This is a genomic window from Pseudomonas sp. S3E12 (assembly GCF_001702295.1).
In the GTDB taxonomy this organism is placed as follows: Bacteria; Pseudomonadota; Gammaproteobacteria; order Pseudomonadales; family Pseudomonadaceae; genus Aquipseudomonas; species Aquipseudomonas marginalis.
This window is the reverse complement of sequence record NZ_MBDT01000022.1, coordinates 189,051-204,820: the sequence shown is the minus strand read 5'-3', so window position 1 is coordinate 204,820 and position 15,770 is coordinate 189,051. Positions and strand designations below refer to the sequence as shown.

10 protein-coding genes are annotated in these 15,770 nt (G+C 62.9%); all 10 read left to right on the top strand.

What is annotated here, in order from left to right; translation table 11 throughout:
• The first annotated feature begins 3 nt into the window (after positions 1–3).
• A complete protein-coding gene (locus tag BB029_RS20280) occupies positions 4–1,137 on the top strand; it encodes a chemotaxis response regulator protein-glutamate methylesterase (RefSeq protein ID WP_065940550.1) in 1,134 nt (377 codons plus the stop codon).
• Positions 1,137–1,877, top strand: a complete 741-nt coding sequence (locus BB029_RS20275; protein ID WP_027603872.1) for a flagellar motor protein — start codon at positions 1,137–1,139, stop codon at positions 1,875–1,877. Before BB029_RS20280 ends, BB029_RS20275 begins: the two co-directional genes overlap by 1 nt.
• Positions 1,878–2,019: 142 nt before the next feature.
• Entirely contained in the window at positions 2,020–2,907 is an 888-nt protein-coding gene (motD, locus tag BB029_RS20270; RefSeq protein ID WP_065924143.1) for a flagellar motor protein MotD, read from the top strand.
• Positions 2,908–2,958: 51 nt separating this feature from the next.
• Complete coding sequence (locus BB029_RS20265; protein ID WP_065924144.1) at positions 2,959–3,747, top strand: ParA family protein; 789 nt, start codon at positions 2,959–2,961, stop codon at positions 3,745–3,747.
• Between the two features lie 2 nt (positions 3,748–3,749).
• Positions 3,750–4,544 (top strand): CheW domain-containing protein, encoded by a 795-nt coding sequence (locus BB029_RS20260; protein ID WP_027603875.1) that lies wholly within the window; start codon positions 3,750–3,752, stop codon positions 4,542–4,544.
• A gap of 81 nt (positions 4,545–4,625) precedes the next feature.
• Positions 4,626–5,108 (top strand): chemotaxis protein CheW, encoded by a 483-nt coding sequence (locus BB029_RS20255; RefSeq protein WP_005790025.1) that lies wholly within the window; start codon positions 4,626–4,628, stop codon positions 5,106–5,108.
• Positions 5,109–5,501 (top strand): DUF2802 domain-containing protein, encoded by a 393-nt coding sequence (locus tag BB029_RS20250; protein ID WP_065924146.1) that lies wholly within the window; start codon positions 5,109–5,111, stop codon positions 5,499–5,501.
• 188 nt (positions 5,502–5,689) lie between these two features.
• A complete protein-coding gene (locus tag BB029_RS20245) occupies positions 5,690–7,435 on the top strand; it encodes a ShlB/FhaC/HecB family hemolysin secretion/activation protein (protein ID WP_253491629.1) in 1,746 nt (581 codons plus the stop codon).
• Positions 7,436–7,446: 11 nt separating this feature from the next.
• Positions 7,447–7,968, top strand: coding sequence for a toxin-activating lysine-acyltransferase (locus BB029_RS20240; protein WP_065940548.1), 522 nt, complete (start codon positions 7,447–7,449; stop codon positions 7,966–7,968).
• A gap of 24 nt (positions 7,969–7,992) precedes the next feature.
• On the top strand, positions 7,993–15,768 hold the full coding sequence (locus tag BB029_RS20235) for a hemagglutinin repeat-containing protein (protein WP_065940547.1): 7,776 nt from the start codon (positions 7,993–7,995) through the stop codon (positions 15,766–15,768).
• Positions 15,769–15,770: the final 2 nt, after the last annotated feature.

Genomic DNA, 15,770 nt, shown 5'->3' with positions numbered 1-15,770 from the left:
TTTATGGCAGTCAAGGTCCTGGTGGTGGACGATTCGGGTTTCTTCCGCCGCCGCGTCTCGGAAATTCTTTCCGCCGATCCAAGCATCCAGGTGGTCGGCACGGCCACCAACGGCAAAGAGGCGATTGATCAAGCCATTGCGTTGAAGCCGGACGTGATCACCATGGACTACGAGATGCCGATGATGGATGGCATCACGGCAGTCCGGCACATCATGCAACGCTGCCCGACCCCGGTATTGATGTTCTCCTCGCTGACCCACGAAGGCGCCCGAGTGACCCTCGACGCGCTGGATGCGGGGGCGGTGGACTTCCTGCCGAAGAATTTCGAAGACATCTCGCGCAACCCCGAGAAGGTCAAGCAACTGCTGTGCGAGAAAGTCCACAGTATTTCCCGCAGCAACCGCCGCAGCCTGTTCAGCGCGCCAGCCCCTGCGCCGGCACCGGTGGCTGCGCCGGCTGCCCCCACCAGTTCCTCGTTCAGTCGCCCCGCGCCAGCGCCGCTTGCACGGCCTGCCACGCCACCGGTACGAACGTCGGCACCGGCGGCGGCCCATTCGCCTGCGCCCAAGCGCAAGGCCTATAAACTGGTCGCCATCGGCACCTCCACCGGCGGCCCGGTCGCCTTGCAGCGCGTGTTGACCCAATTGCCGGCCAACTTCCCGGCGCCGATCGTGTTGATCCAGCACATGCCCGCCGCGTTCACCAAGGCCTTTGCCGAGCGCCTGGACAAGCTCTGCCGCATCAGCGTCAAGGAAGCCGAGGATGGCGACATCCTGCGTCCTGGCCTGGCGTTGCTGGCTCCGGGCGGCAAGCAGATGATGGTCGACGGCCGTGGCGCGATCAAAATCCTGCCGGGCGATGAGCGCCTTAACTACAAGCCGTGCGTGGACATCACCTTCGGTTCGGCGGCCAAGTCCTACGGCGACAAAGTTCTGGCGGTGGTGCTCACCGGCATGGGCGCCGACGGCCGTGAAGGCGCGCGCCTGCTCAAGCAGGGCGGCAGTGCGATCTGGGCCCAGGACGAAGCCAGCTGCGTGATCTATGGCATGCCCATGGCCATCGTCAAGGCTGACCTGGCCGACGCCGTCTACAGCCTGGACGACATCGGCAGGCATCTGGTGGAGGCCTGCCTCTGATGGATGTATTGAGCCTGATCGGCATCATCCTGGCGTTTGTCGCCATTATTGGCGGCAACTACCTCGAAGGCGGTCACCTGGGCGCCCTGGCCAACGGCCCGGCGGCGCTGATCGTGATTGGCGGCACGGTGGGCGCCGCGTTGCTGCAGTCACCGATGAGTTCGTTCAAGCGCGCGATGCAAATCCTCATCTGGATCATTTTTCCGCCGCGTGTCGACCTGGCCGGTGGCATCGATCGCGTCGTCAACTGGAGCCTCACCGCGCGCAAGGAAGGCCTGCTGGGCCTCGAAGGCGTGGCCGATGCCGAACCCGACAGCTATTCGCGCAAAGGCCTGCAATTGCTGGTGGACGGCGCCGAGCCGGAAGCGATCCGCAGCATCCTCGAGGTGGATTTCTACACCCAGGAAAGCCGCGACATCAACGCCGCCAAAGTGTTTGAAAGCATGGGCGGCTACGCGCCAACCATCGGCATCATCGGCGCGGTGATGGGCCTGATCCACGTGATGGGCAACCTGGCCGATCCGTCGCAACTGGGCAGCGGCATTGCCGTGGCGTTCGTTGCCACCATCTACGGGGTGGCCAGTGCCAACCTGGTGCTGTTGCCGGTGGCCAGCAAGCTCAAGTCGATTGCCATGCGCCAGTCGCGCTATCGCGAGATGCTGCTCGAAGGCATCCTGTCGATTGCCGAGGGCGAGAACCCGCGCTCCATCGAATTGAAGCTCCAGGGCTTCATGGATTGATGGTCATGCACCCTGTAGGAGCGAGCTTGCTCGCGAAAATCGTCAACGATAACGCGGGCATCCTGGATGAACGCGTTGCTCTCGGGTTTTTCGCGAGCAAGCTCGCTCCTACAGTTGATTTGTTTTGCGGAGGTAATCGCCTGTGAGCCGTCGCCGTCGCGAGCCTGAAGAACACGTCAACCACGAGCGGTGGCTGGTGTCCTATGCGGACTTCATCACCTTGTTGTTCGCCTTTTTCGTGGTGATGTACTCCATCTCGTCGATCAACGAAGGCAAGTACAAAGTCATTTCCCAGGCGTTGATCGGCGTGTTCAACGATGCCGACCGTTCGCTCAAGCCGATCCCTATTGGCGAAGAACGGCCCAAGACCGTGACCCCGGCCAAGCCGCTGGTCAACGACAGCGACGAAACCGCTGCCGGCGTGGGCGGCACCAGTGATCCGCTGAAAAGCATCGCCGATGACATCAGTGCCGCGTTTGGCGACCTGATCAGCTCCAACCAGATGACCGTGCGCGGCAATGAGTTGTGGGTGGAGATCGAGCTCAATTCCAGCCTGCTGTTCGCCAGTGCCGATGCATTGCCCAGCGACCAGGCGTTCACCATCATCGACAAGGTGGCGGCGATCCTCAAACCGTTTGAAAACCCGATCCACGTTGAAGGCTTTACCGACAATGTGCCGATCAGTACCGCGCAGTACCCGACCAACTGGGAGCTGTCATCGGCCCGTGCCGCGAGCATCGTGCGCATGCTCGCGATGCAGGGCGTGAACCCTGGGCGCCTGGCGTCGGTGGGGTATGGCGAGTTCCAGCCGGTGGCCAATAACGCCACGCTCGAAGGCCGCGCACGCAACCGTCGGGTGGTGCTGGTGGTGTCTCGAAACCTGGAAGTGCGCCGTAGCCTGACCGGCACCGGTACCGCCAATGCAACACCGGATGCGGCCTTGAAGCGCGCTGGCACACAAACTGCACCGGCCCCTGCAAAGCCGCCGGTTCAGCAGAGTGCCGTCAATTCTCCGTCGCCGGCTCAATAACCTTATGCAATGTCTCGGTCGCGCGCGTGCCCACCGGGAGGAACCATCCGAATGAGAGTCTGGGCAGTTGCCAATCAAAAAGGTGGAGTCGGCAAGACCACCACCTCCATCGCTTTAGCCGGCTTGCTGGCCGAGGCGGGCAAGCGTGTGGTCGTGGTCGACCTCGACCCCCACGGCTCGATGACCAGCTATTTCGGCTACGACCCGGATGCGCTGGAGCACAGCAACTACGACCTGTTCCTGCACAAAGGCAACGTACCGGCCGACCTGCCCGGGCAATTGCTGCTGCCCACCAGTAACGAAAGCATTTCCCTGCTGCCGTCGAGTACCGCGCTGGCCACCCTGGAGCGCCAGTCGCCGGGGCAGAGCGGCCTGGGCCTGGTGATCGCCAAGACCCTGGCGCAACTGTGGCAGGACTTCGACTACGCCATCATCGACAGCCCGCCGTTGCTCGGCGTGCTGATGGTCAACGCTTTGGCGGCCAGCCAGCAACTGGTGATCCCGGTGCAGACCGAGCACCTGGCGGTCAAGGGCCTGGAGCGCATGGTCAGCACCCTGGCGATGATCAACCGTTCGCGCAAACAGGCGTTGCCGTACAGCATCGTGCCCACCCTGTTCGACCGCCGCACCCAGGCGTCCCTGGGCACCTTGCGCGTCCTGCGCGATGCCTACCCGGAGACTATCTGGAACGGCTACATCCCGGTGGACACCCGCCTGCGTGATGCCAGTCGGGCCGGGCTCACGCCGTCGCAGTTCGACGGCAAAAGCCGCGGTGTGCTGGCCTACCGGGCGTTGCTCAAGCACCTGCTGTCCCAGCAGCTTGTGGCGCAGGTGGCCTGATGATGAACCGTCCCGTCGAACTCAAGGTCAAGACCCGCCCGCAACTGGCACTGGAATCCTACCTGGATGCCTTGCTGCAGGACGCGACCGCGGAAGAATTACAGGAGCCTATCCTGGTGCTGGAGCCGGCGGTCGAAGTGCCGTCCTCAAGCAGCCTGGATGAGTTCCAGTTGGCTGTATTGGAAGAGCAGGCCCGCGATGCACTCGTCGTCCCGGTCAGCGTCCCGGTGGTCGCGCCCGTCGTACCTGCGGTGGTCGAGCCGGTCGTGGAAGTGCACCTGCCACCGAGCATCACGCCACCGCCGGTGAGCGGCGATGATCGGCCGGCCTGGGCGGCCGAGCCATTTGAATGTTTGCTGTTCGACGTCGCCGGGTTGACCCTGGCGGTGCCTTTGGTGTGCCTGGGCTCGATCTATTCGTTGGAAGGCCAGGAATTGACGCCATTGTTCGGGCAGCCGGAATGGTTCCTGGGCATCCTGCCGAGCCAGGCCGGTAACCTCAAGGTGCTGGACACCGCGCGCTGGGTGATGCCCGACCGCTACCGCGATGACTTCCGCCAAGGCCTGCAATACGTGATCTCGGTGCAGGGCTACGAATGGGGGCTGGCGGTGCATCAAGTCAGCCGTTCGCTGCGCCTGGACCCGAATGAAATCAAATGGCGCAGCCATCGGGGCCAGCGGCCCTGGCTGGCAGGCACCGTGATCGAACACATGTGCGCGTTGCTGGACGTTGCCGAACTGGCCGAGTTGATCGCCAGCGGTGCGGTTAAAGCGATGCCGGTGAACAAACGCAGTTGATGGGACAACAAGGGCCGCACGAGTGTGCGGCCAAAAGAAGTACACACGCCGCCTACATCGGCATTTGAAGGGGTCAGAGATATGAACAAGTCAGCGTCCGCACAAGGTTTGGATGATCCGATCCTGCAATGGGTTACCTTCAAACTGGACAACGAAACCTACGGTATTAACGTGATGCGCGTGCAGGAAGTGCTGCGCTACACCGAGATCGCTCCGGTTCCCGGTGCGCCAAGCTATGTGCTGGGCATCATCAACCTGCGCGGCAACGTGGTGACGGTGATCGACACCCGCCAGCGTTTTGGCCTGGACACGGTCGAAGTCAGTGACAACACGCGTATCGTCATCATCGAGGCCGACAAGCAAGTGGTCGGGATCATGGTCGACAGCGTCGCGGAAGTGGTCTACCTGCGCCAATCGGAAGTGGAAACCGCGCCGAACGTGGGCAACGAGGAATCGGCCAAGTTCATCCAGGGCGTGTGCAACAAGAACAACGAACTGTTGATTCTGGTTGAGCTGGACAAAATGATGAGCGAAGAAGAATGGTCGGAACTGGAGAGCATCTGATTGTTCCTTGAGGTCGCGGTGATTGTCCTGGCCCTGTTGTGGGCCGGGACCCTGGGTTTTCTGCTGCGCTATATACGCCAGCAGCGCGAATTGGCGATGCAGCAGGCCGAGCGCGATGCGGTGCGTGATCGACGGGTGCTGGAGCTGGTCAAGCGGGTCGATCACTTCCAGCAGAGTGCGGTGAAGGTCGGGGACGAGGTGCATGAACTGCGCGCCATTCTCGCGCCGTTGCCGGACAAGCTGGCGCAGATCGAGCAGCGTGACCCTTCCAGCCTGTCATTTGCCCAGGCGGCGAAGCTGGTGGGCATGGGCGCTACCGTGGATGAACTGACCCAATCGTGTGGCTTGACCCAGGCTGAGGCGCAGTTGATGAGTAAATTACACAAAAGCTGATTGCGCTGTGTAAACCCTGAAATACCTCTGTATGCCTTGAGCTAGAGCCTTCAGGCTTGAGGCTCAAGGGTGTCGGCTGTGGCCGATTGTGTCGAATGTGTCACATTGCCATGCTTTTCCATGGCACTTTTACGTCTTTGTGATGACCAACCTGCGCATGTAGGAAGTTTCATTCACAAGGATGCGAAATGCCTGTCGACGCTCTCTCTCGAACAAAACCCTCTGTTTTGCTGCAGTCTTGCGTCGCCGCCTGCTCCTTTGTTGGTTTCTTTACCAGTGTTGCGGTGCTGGCGGCTGAGCCCCAGGCGCCTGCGCAACAATTGCTGTTGCAGCAACAACGTGAGCGCGCCCAGCGCGAGCAGTTGGAGCCGTCTCCCGACGTACGCCTGCAAGCGCCACAAGACAACGCCGGTGGCCTGCGTTTGCCGCGTAACGAAACGCCCTGCTTCAAGATCGACCGCGTGGTGCTCACTGGCGACCAGTCCGAGGATTTCCAGTGGGCCCTGCGTGCCGCCAACCCGGCCGATGATCCTGTGCAAGGACGTTGCGTCGGTGCCGGCGGCATCAACCTGACGATGAAGCGCATCCAGAACGCGATTATCGCCAAGGGCTTCATCACCACCCGCGTACTCGCCCAAGCCCAGGACCTGAACCAAGGTACCCTGTCGCTGGTGCTGGTGCCGGGCCGGATCAAGCACATCCGTTTTGCCGAAGGCACCTCCGCACGCGCCCACTATTGGAACGCCATGCCCGCGTCCGCCGGCGACGTGCTCAACCTGCGCGATATCGAACAGGCGCTGGAGAACTTCAAGCGCGTGCCCACCGCCGAAGCGGATGTGCAGATCACCCCGGCCGAGGGTAACGACGCGCAGCCTGGAGAAAGCGACGTGGTCATCGCCTGGAAGCAGGCCATACCGGTGCGGGTCAGCTTGTCGGTGGACGACTCCGGCAGCAAGCAGACCGGCAAGTACCAGGGTAACGTCGCCTTGTCACTGGACAACCTCGCCACCCTCAACGACCTGTTCTACATCAGCTTCAACCACGACCTGGGCGGCGGCCAGAGTGGCGACCGCGGTTCCAAGGGCCACACCGTGCATTACTCGGTGCCCTACGACTATTGGCAACTGAGCCTGACCTCCAGCGAGTACGACTACCACCAGACGATTGCCGGGGTTAACCAAGCGTATTCCTACAGTGGCCGCAGCCGTACCAACGAAATCCAGCTGTCGCGGGTGATCTATCGCGATGCGGTGCGCAAGACCACCGTGTCTGTCGGCGGCTGGAGCCGCACCTCCAGCAACTATATCGAAGACACCGAAATTGAACTGCAGCGCCGGCGCATGGCGGGCTGGATGGCCGGGATCAACCACCGTGAGTTCATCGGTGCCAGCACCCTCGACCTCGGCGTCGGCTATCGCCGGGGCACCGGTGCCCGTGACGCGTTGCGTGCGCCCGAGGAAGAGAACGGCGAAGGTACCTCGCGCTCGCAGGTGATTTCCGCCAACGCGCAACTGCAACTGCCGTTCACCCTGGGCGAGCAGCGGCTGCGCTACATCGCCGGCTGGCGCGGACAGTGGAACCGCACGCCGCTGATCCCGCAGGATCGTTTTTCGATCGGCGGGCGCTACACCGTGCGTGGCTTCGACGGCGAGCAGATCCTGTCCGCCGAGCGCGGCTGGACGTTCAGCAACGACCTGGGCCTGAGCCTGGCCAATACCGGTCAGGAGCTGTACCTGGGCGTGGACTACGGCGAAGTCGGTGGCCACTCCACCCAGTACCTCTCGGGGCGACGCCTGGCCGGTGCGGTGGTGGGCCTGCGCGGCGGCTACAAGCAGTTTTCCTACGACCTCTACACCGGCAAACCCCTGGAAAAACCCAAGGGGTTCCAGACCGCCGACGTGACCAGTGGCTTCAGCGCCAACTGGTCATTTTGAAGGAGACCACCATGCGCTACGACACCCTGCACGTGCTGGCCCCCGAACGGGCCGACAGCCCCATCGACGAAGCCCAGGTGCTGGGCTCGGCGGTCTGGCTGTGGATGCACTCCACTGCACACCGGGATGCGCCGTTGCACAGCCTGTCGACCCTGTTGCTGCCCGCCATCAAGCAGCGCCAGTTCATTTTGATCAGCGAAGACGGGCGCCCGGTGTTTTTCCTGTCGTGGCTGAACCTCAGTGCCGAGGCCGAAGCGCGTTACTTGCGCGAGCCGGCGGTGTGCCTGCCGCCGGAGGACTGGAACAGCGGCGAACGCACCTGGGTCAACGACTGGGTCGCGCCGTTTGGTCACACCCCGCGTGTCATGAGCTTGCTACGTCGGCGCCTGTGGCCCAATCGCATCTGCCGTTCGCTTTACCACCGAGGCGATGAGCGCGGTTTACGCGTCATGAATTTCCAGGGGATCGCCGTCCTGGATCTGGAGGCGAAAGCCTGGTTTGCCACTCACCCGTTACCCAGCGACGCGCTCTGATCAGCCTCCGCGCAAAGGACTTGCATGAATAAGCATCTATTTCGAATTGTATTCAACAAGGCTCGCGGCCTGCTGATGGTGGTGGCCGAGAACGTCAAGAGTGCGTGCAAGGCACCCGGCACCACGAGCGCCGTGTCCCGGGCCGGTACCGCCGTGGTGACCCTCACACCGCTGCGGTTTGCGCTGATGGTGGGGATGGGCTGGGTCGCGCTGGTGATGCCGGCGCAGGCCCAGGTGGTGGCCGACGGTTCTGCGCCGGCCGGTCAACGCCCGACGATTGGCGCCGCCGGCAACGGCGCGCCCGTGGTGGACATCACCACGCCGAGCGGGGCGGGGGTGTCGCGCAATACCTATACGCAGTTCGATGTGGACAAGCGCGGCGTGATCCTCAACAACGGCGTGACCAACAGCCAGACCCAACTGGGCGGTTGGATCGAAGGCAACCGCGCGCTGGCCAACGGCAGTGCACGGGTGATCCTCAACGAGGTCAACTCCAGCAACCCCAGCCAATTGCGCGGGTTTGTCGAAGTGGCAGGCTCCAAGGCCCAGGTGGTCATCGCCAACCCGTCCGGGATTGCCTGCGACGGTTGCGGCTTTATCAACGCCGACCGGGCGACACTGACCACGGGCCGCGCGCAGTTCGAGAACGGCCTGATCAGCGGCTATCAAGTCTCCGGGGGCAAGGTCAGCATCGGCGGCGATGGCATGGACAGTACTCGGGCCGACTACACCGAGATCATCGCGCGCACGGTTGAAGTCAACGCGGGGATCTGGGCGAAGGACTTGAGCATCAAGGCAGGGGCCACGGATAAAACCCAGGCCGACGCCCCCGCAGTCGCCATCGATGTGGCGCGGTTGGGCGGCATGTATGCCGGCAAGATCACCCTGGTGGGCAACGGCGCCGGCGTCGGCGTGCGCAACGCCGGGCAGATCGGTGCCAGCGCCGGCGAAGTGGTGATTGGCAGCGACGGCCGCATCGAGAACAGCGGCCGGGTCAGCAGCGCCACCCAACTGACTGCCCAGGCGGACAAGGGCATCGACAACAGCGGTACGCTGTTTGCCCAGGGCGACCTGGCACTGAGTGCTGCCGGGGATATCGACAACAAGGGTATTGTGTCCGCCCAAGGCAATACGCGCCTGACCACCACCGGCGCGCAGTCGGCGATTCGCAGCCAGGCCGGTTCCGCACTGGCCGCCGGCGTCGACAGCAGCGGCAAGTTGGGCAGCAGCGGCTCGCTGACCCTGACGTCTGCCGGCACCTTGACGGCCAAGGGGCAGAACCTTGCGGCGCAACACTTGAGCGCCACCGCCGCAACGGTCGACCTCAGTGACAGCCAGACCTCGGCCCAGAGCGTGGCGTTGACCAGCACCGCCGGCGACCTCGATGTGCGCCGCAGCCGCGTCACCGCCGGCCAGGGCCTGACCGCCGACGCCAAGCAAACCTTGCTCAGCGATGCCGCGCAGGTGGGCGCGGCGCAGATCACCGCCACGGCGCTGGACCTGTCCAACGTCGGCGGCAAGTGGGTGCAGACCGGCAGTGCGGGCATGCGCATGACCGTCTCGCACAGTCTCGACAACAGCCGTGGCACCCTCGCCAGTGGTGGCCGCCTCGACGTCAGTGCCGACACCCTGGGTAACCAGCATGGCCTGGTGCAATCCGGCGGGCTCGGCGACTTGCACGTCACGGCTCGTGAGCACCTGGACAACCAGCAGGGCAAGCTGGTCACGGCTGCGCAGCTGTTCCTCGACGGCGGCAGCCTCGATAACCGTAACGGCCAGATCACCGCCGGCGGTGCGCTGGACGTCGACGCCGGGCAGTTGAATAACGCCCAGGGCACGGTCGCGGCGACACAGACGCTGACGGTCAATGCCGACAGCATCCTCAACCAGGGCGGCACCCTCGGTTCGGTCGCCGCCGACCTGATCCTCAACAGTCGCGGGCAACAGCTCGACAATCAGGGCGGCCGCCTTGAGGCCGCCAAAGCCTTGACCGTCAACGCCCAGGGTTTGAACAACCAGAGCGGCGTGGTGACCGGCGCGCAGTTGCTGATCGACACCCACGGCCAGCAGTTGGATAACGGCCAGGGCATGCTCAATGCCAGCGATACGCTGACGGTCGACAGTGGCGTGCTGAACAATGACGGCGGCACCGTGCAGGCGAAGTCGGCGCTGACCCTGGACACCCATGGCCAGTTGCTGAGCAATCGTAATTCCGGCACCCGCGGCGGCATTCTTGGCCAGGCTGCGGTGACGGTGCGCGCCGGGCAATTGCTCAACGACCAGGGCTTTATCGGCAGTGCCAAGACCCTGCAAGTCAATGCTCTGCAGGTGAGTAACCAGGCGGGCCTGTTGCGTGCCGACGGCCATCTGGCGCTCACGGCTGCGCGTGTCGATAACAGCTCGACCCAGGGCGCCAACCAAGGCGTCAAGGGGCAGTCGGTGGCCATCGACGCTGATGACGTGACCAACCGCGGCGGCTCGATCGTCTCCGATGCGGCACTGAGCATCACAGGCAGCGGCACCCTGGATAACGAGCAAGGCATTGTTTCCGCCGGCAGTGCGCTGACCGTGGCCGACCGTGACCTGGCCCAGAAACGCCAGGCGGTGAGTAACACGGCGGGCACACTGATTGCCGGGCAATCCCTGCTGCTCGACAGTGCCCGTTACAGCGGCAGCGGCAAGGCCTTGAGCCTGGGCGACCTGACGTTTCGGCTGACCAACGACTTCGTCAACAGCGGCCTGTTCCAGGCCAACGGCGGCCTGACGGTAGAGACCGGCGGGCGCTTGACCAACCAAGGCAGCTTCCAGGCCGGTGACCTGCTGCGCCTGAACGTCAACGCCCTCGACAACGCCGCCAGCGGTTTGATCAGCGCGCGTCAGGTCGAGGTCAATGCGGGCAGCCAACTGGATAACCGTGGCTTGATCGACGCTGAGGTCACGCGGATCAACACCGCGACGCTGAACAACCTGGGCACCGGGCGTATTTACGGCGATCACCTGTCCATCGCCGCCGCGACCCTGAACAACACCCTCGAAGGCGGTGTCGCCGCGACGGTTGCAGCGCGCAACCGCCTGGATATTGCCAGCCAGGTCGTGAACAACCGCGAGCACGGCCTGATCTTCAGTGCCGGCGATTTAGCGATTGGGGCGACCCTGGATACCAACGGCAACGCCAGCGGCCAGGCGCAGGAATTGAATAACGCCAGTGCAACCGTCGAGGCGCTGGGCAGCCTGAATGTGAACGCCAGGGTTATCCGCAACACCAACGAGCACTTTGCTACCGAGCAGGTGGTGGCGTCCCGTGATGTGCTGCAGGAGTTCCAGCTGTCTGGCTCCACCAACCGCTATACGCCGGAGCAGGTCTCGACCTACAACAATGAGGTCCTGCACCTGGTCACCCCGGAGGGCTATGACGATCGCTGGAACCGCTACGACTACACCCGTGAGGTGACTGAAACGCGGATTACCCAATCCGACCCCGGACAACTACTGACGGGCGGCAACCTCACCCTGATCGCTGATCAGGTGGTCAACGACAAGAGCCGGATCATTGCTGGTCAGGCCCTCAACGCCAACGTCGGCAGCGTGATCAATACCGAGGTGGATGGCCAGCGCATCACCACCGATAAAGGCACGCTGAGTAATTTCTATCGTATCCAGCGCAAGGGCCGCGACCGTCAGGGCCGCAGCGTCACCACCTATACGCCGGCACCGCTGATTCAGCAGATCAAGCTGACACCGACCATGTTTACCGAGTACGCGGCCATCAATGGCACCGGTACGCAGGTCGGCGCGCTGGTGTTGGCCAAGGTCGCGGATAACACCGCCGGCACCGGCGATCTCTCGGGTGTTGGCAGAACCTACGCCGTCAGCCCGATCAGCCAGGTCGAAGCACTGACCAAGCAGAATGCCGCTGGCGCGGTGGAGCAGATCCGGACCGGTGGCTTCAACCCGGACCTGCCCAACAGCAGCCTGTTCCACACCAACCCCGGCAGCACCGCCGGCTACCTGGTGGAGACCGACCCGCGTTTTGCCAACTACCGTCAGTGGTTGTCGTCGGACTATATGCTGCAACGCCTGAACCTTGACCCGGCGGCGACCCAGCAACGTCTGGGTGATGGCTTCTACGAGCAGAAGCTGATCCGCGAGCAGGTGGCACAACTTACCGGGCGGCGGTTTGTCGACGGCTACGCCAGTGACGAAGAGCAGTATCGCGGCATGATCGACAGTGCCGTGACCCTGGCCGATCAGTGGAAGTTGATTCCGGGTGTGGCGCTGACCGCCGAGCAAATGGCGCAGCTGACCAGCGACATCGTCTGGCTGGTGGCCAAGGACGTCACCCTGGCCAGTGGCGAAGTCCGCCAGGTGCTGGTGCCGCAGGTGTATGTGCGGGTCCGTGAGGGCGACATGGATGGCTCCGGTGCCTTGATGGCCGGACGCACGTTGAACCTCGACGTGCGCGGTGACCTGGTCAACGCCGGTAGCCTGTCCGGGCGCGATGGCGTCAACATCAGCGTGCAGAACCTCAATAACCTTGGCGGCCGGATCCAGGGCAACGAGGTGGCGCTCAGTGCCAGCCAGGACATCAACAACATCGGTGGCCTGATCAGCGCCAACAGCCGCCTGTCCCTGAGTGCCGGCAATGACCTGAATGTGCGGTCCACCACCACCGACAGCCAGAGCGAGCAGGGGACCCGCACCGGCCTGTCGCGCGTGGCCGGGCTCTATGTCTCGGCCCCTGCGGCCAACCTGATAGCCACCGCCGGCAACAACATCAACCTGCAAGGCGCCGAGGTCAAAAACACCGGTGTGGGCGGTAAGACCGCGTTGGTGGCGGGTAACGACATTACCCTGAGCACCGTGAGTGAATCCTATACCCAGGCCAACCAGTGGGACGGAGATAACTGGCGCAAGGAAGCCGGGCGTAATGAAGTCGGCAGCGCCGTGCAAGGCGCCGGCGATATTCGCCTGGGGGCCGGGCGTGACGTGAATGTGCGCGGCGCGCAAGTCGGCAGTGATGCCGGTGCCGTGGTCGTCAGCGCCGCGCGGGACATTAACGTAGAGGCCGGCGAGCGCTTCAACAGCGCCGATGAAGCGCACAAGGTTACCGGCAGCAACGGCATGTTCTCGAAAAAGACCATCACCACTCGCGATACGGTGAGCCAGACCAGCGCACAGGCGGCGACACTGAGCGGTGAACAAACGGTGCTGCAAGCCGGCAACAACATTGCGATCACCGGCAGCAATGTGGTCTCGACCTCGGGGACGCTGCTTTCGGCAGGCAATGACATCAAGGTGCAAGCCGCCACCGAGCACCTCAGCGAAGAACACAGCAAGGACGTGAAAACCAGCGGCATGTTCAGCGGCGGCGCCATTGCCGTCACCATCGGCTCGCAGCGCCAGACCAATGAGGAGCGTTCGCGCCAGAGCACGGCGGCGGCCAGTAATATCGGCGCCACTGACGGCAATGTGCTGGTCAGTGCGGGCGGCGAGTACCGCCAGGTGGGCAGTAACGTCAATGCGCCCAAGGGGGACGTGTCGATCGACGCGTCCGAGGTCAACATCCTCGAAGCGCGCAACCTCAGCTCGATGCAGACAGAGCAGCGCTTCAAGCAGACGGGCGTCAGCCTGACCCTGACCAACCCGATCGTGAATGCGGTGCAGACCGGCCAGCGCATGAACAAGGCCGCCGAACGTACCGACGACAAGCGCATGAAAACCCTGGCGGCGTTGAATACCGCTTGGGCGGCCGATGATGCCCACACCCAGGTGATGAAAGATCCGGCCGCCATGGGCGGGATCAACCTGAGTATTTCCCTGGGCACCAACCAGAGTTCGAGCAAGAGCGAACAAAATGGCAGCACCGCGGCCGGCTCGACCATTGCGGCGGGTGGGGATGTATCGATTGTGTCCAGTGGTGGTACACGTAACAACGACCTGACGGTGCAGGGCAGCCAGATCACGGCGGGCAACGATGCGTTGTTGAAAGCCGACGGCAATATCCTGCTGGTGGGCGCCCAGAACACCATGGAGCAGCACAGCACCAACAAGAGCATCAGCGGCAGCATTGGCATCGGCATCTCCTTTGGCGGCGAGAAAAATGGCCTGAGCTTCAATGCATCGGCGTCCCAGAGCCGTGGCAATGCCGATGGCAACGACCTGGTCTGGAGCAATACCCACCTGACGGCCGGCAATCAGGTCAGCCTGATTTCCGGCAAGGACACCACGATTCGCGGCGCCGTGGTGTCGGGTGACAAGGTCAAGGCTGACGTCGGCGGCGACTTGAATATCGAGAGCCTGCAGGACACCAGCACCTTTGCGTCCCAGCAGAAAAGCATGAGCGCCGGTATCAGCATCTGCATCCCGCCGGTCTGCGCCGGCGCCGCTACGGCGAGCTTCAGCTCGACTAACACTAAGCAGAAGTCCAACTTTGCCAGCGTGATCGAGCAATCGGGCATCCGCGCCGGCGACGGTGGTTTCGACATCAACGTGCGCGGCAATACCGACCTCAAGGGCGGTGTGATCGCCAGTTCCGACAAGGCCATCGCTGACGGTAAGAACAGCCTGACCACCGGTACGCTGACCGTGTCCGACATCCACAACTTTTCCGAAGCCAGCGCCAAGACGTCAGGGGTCGACCTGAGTTCGGACATGCTCGACGGCAAACTGGGCACGGCCAAGGCACTGCTCGCCAACAGCCTCAACAATGGCTCGGATTCCGACTCCGAATCCAGCGACACCCGCAGCGCGATCAGCGCCGGTACCCTGGTGATCACCAACGCCGAGCGCCAGCGCGTGGTCGGCGGCATGACCGTCGACCAGACAATTGCCAACCTGAACCGCAACACCGAAGCCGCCCATGCCGCCGTGGAGCGCCTGGATGTGGCGGAAATGGGGCGCAAGGTCGAGGCCGAGCAGGAGATCAAGCGTGAGTTCTATCATCAGGTCTCGTTGTTGGCGGATGAGGCGTATCGCAAGATCTTTATCGAGAAGGCGCGGGTGTATGAGGTCTTGAAGGACAAGGATGGCAAGGCGTTGATTGATAAAGACGGCAAGGTTGAACGTCGCGAGTTGAGCGACGAAGAGAAACAGCACCTCAAGAAAGGGCCAGACGGCAAGGTGCATATCGCTAACAACGGCATTTTCAATGACATCGATGGTGCCGCTAAATATGCTAACCAGCACAGCACCGCCGATACCGGGCCGCAATATTTGATCCACTTTGAGAAAGCCAACAATTTCACGTCCGAGCTGATGATCGCGGCGTATCAGAAAAACCTTGAAAATGACTTCTGGGGTTTATCCAATGCCACCGTGCAAACCAAGGACTACATGGTCCAGTTCGGTCAGAGCGGGTTGCATATCGACGGGCACAGCCGGGGCACGCTGACCACCGGCAGTGCGATGGAATCATTGGCCCGTGATCCGGCCAACGCTGGCGTTCTGGGTCAGACGTCGATGAACTTCTTTGGTGCAGCCTACGGGGTGCAAAAGGCTGACTCGCTGTTGGGGATATTGCAGAACCGCTCAACGTTCAGTTCTGAGGAGCAACGCGAGGCGATGGCGCTGCAGTACCAGAATCATAATTTCGACCCCGTTGCGCGAACACCCGGCGTAGGGTTTAACGCTGGCACAGGCGGTACGATCCCGGAGGGAAGCGTTCGTGTATGGGAGTGGCTGAAGGTGCTGGGCGGCGAAAACACCGTGCACAACTGCTATGGCGATGGCGGACCAGCCTGCCAGCCTTTCTGGCGGGATTCACCCGACGGTGTCTCACACTTTGTTCGAGTTAAACCATGAGG

What these genes read in the sequence shown, in the direction of transcription:
- BB029_RS20280 (WP_065940550.1), top strand. Translation starts at nt 4, where the DNA reads ATGGCAGTCAAGGTCCTGGTGGTGGACGATTCGGGTTTCTTCCGCCGC.
- BB029_RS20275 (WP_027603872.1), top strand. Translation starts at nt 1,137, where the DNA reads ATGGATGTATTGAGCCTGATCGGCATCATCCTGGCGTTTGTCGCCATT.
- BB029_RS20265 (WP_065924144.1), top strand. Translation starts at nt 2,959, where the DNA reads ATGAGAGTCTGGGCAGTTGCCAATCAAAAAGGTGGAGTCGGCAAGACC.
- BB029_RS20260 (WP_027603875.1), top strand. Translation starts at nt 3,750, where the DNA reads ATGAACCGTCCCGTCGAACTCAAGGTCAAGACCCGCCCGCAACTGGCA.
- BB029_RS20255 (WP_005790025.1), top strand. Translation starts at nt 4,626, where the DNA reads ATGAACAAGTCAGCGTCCGCACAAGGTTTGGATGATCCGATCCTGCAA.
- BB029_RS20245 (WP_253491629.1), top strand. Translation starts at nt 5,690, where the DNA reads ATGCCTGTCGACGCTCTCTCTCGAACAAAACCCTCTGTTTTGCTGCAG.
- BB029_RS20240 (WP_065940548.1), top strand. Translation starts at nt 7,447, where the DNA reads ATGCGCTACGACACCCTGCACGTGCTGGCCCCCGAACGGGCCGACAGC.
- BB029_RS20235 (WP_065940547.1), top strand. Translation starts at nt 7,993, where the DNA reads ATGAATAAGCATCTATTTCGAATTGTATTCAACAAGGCTCGCGGCCTG.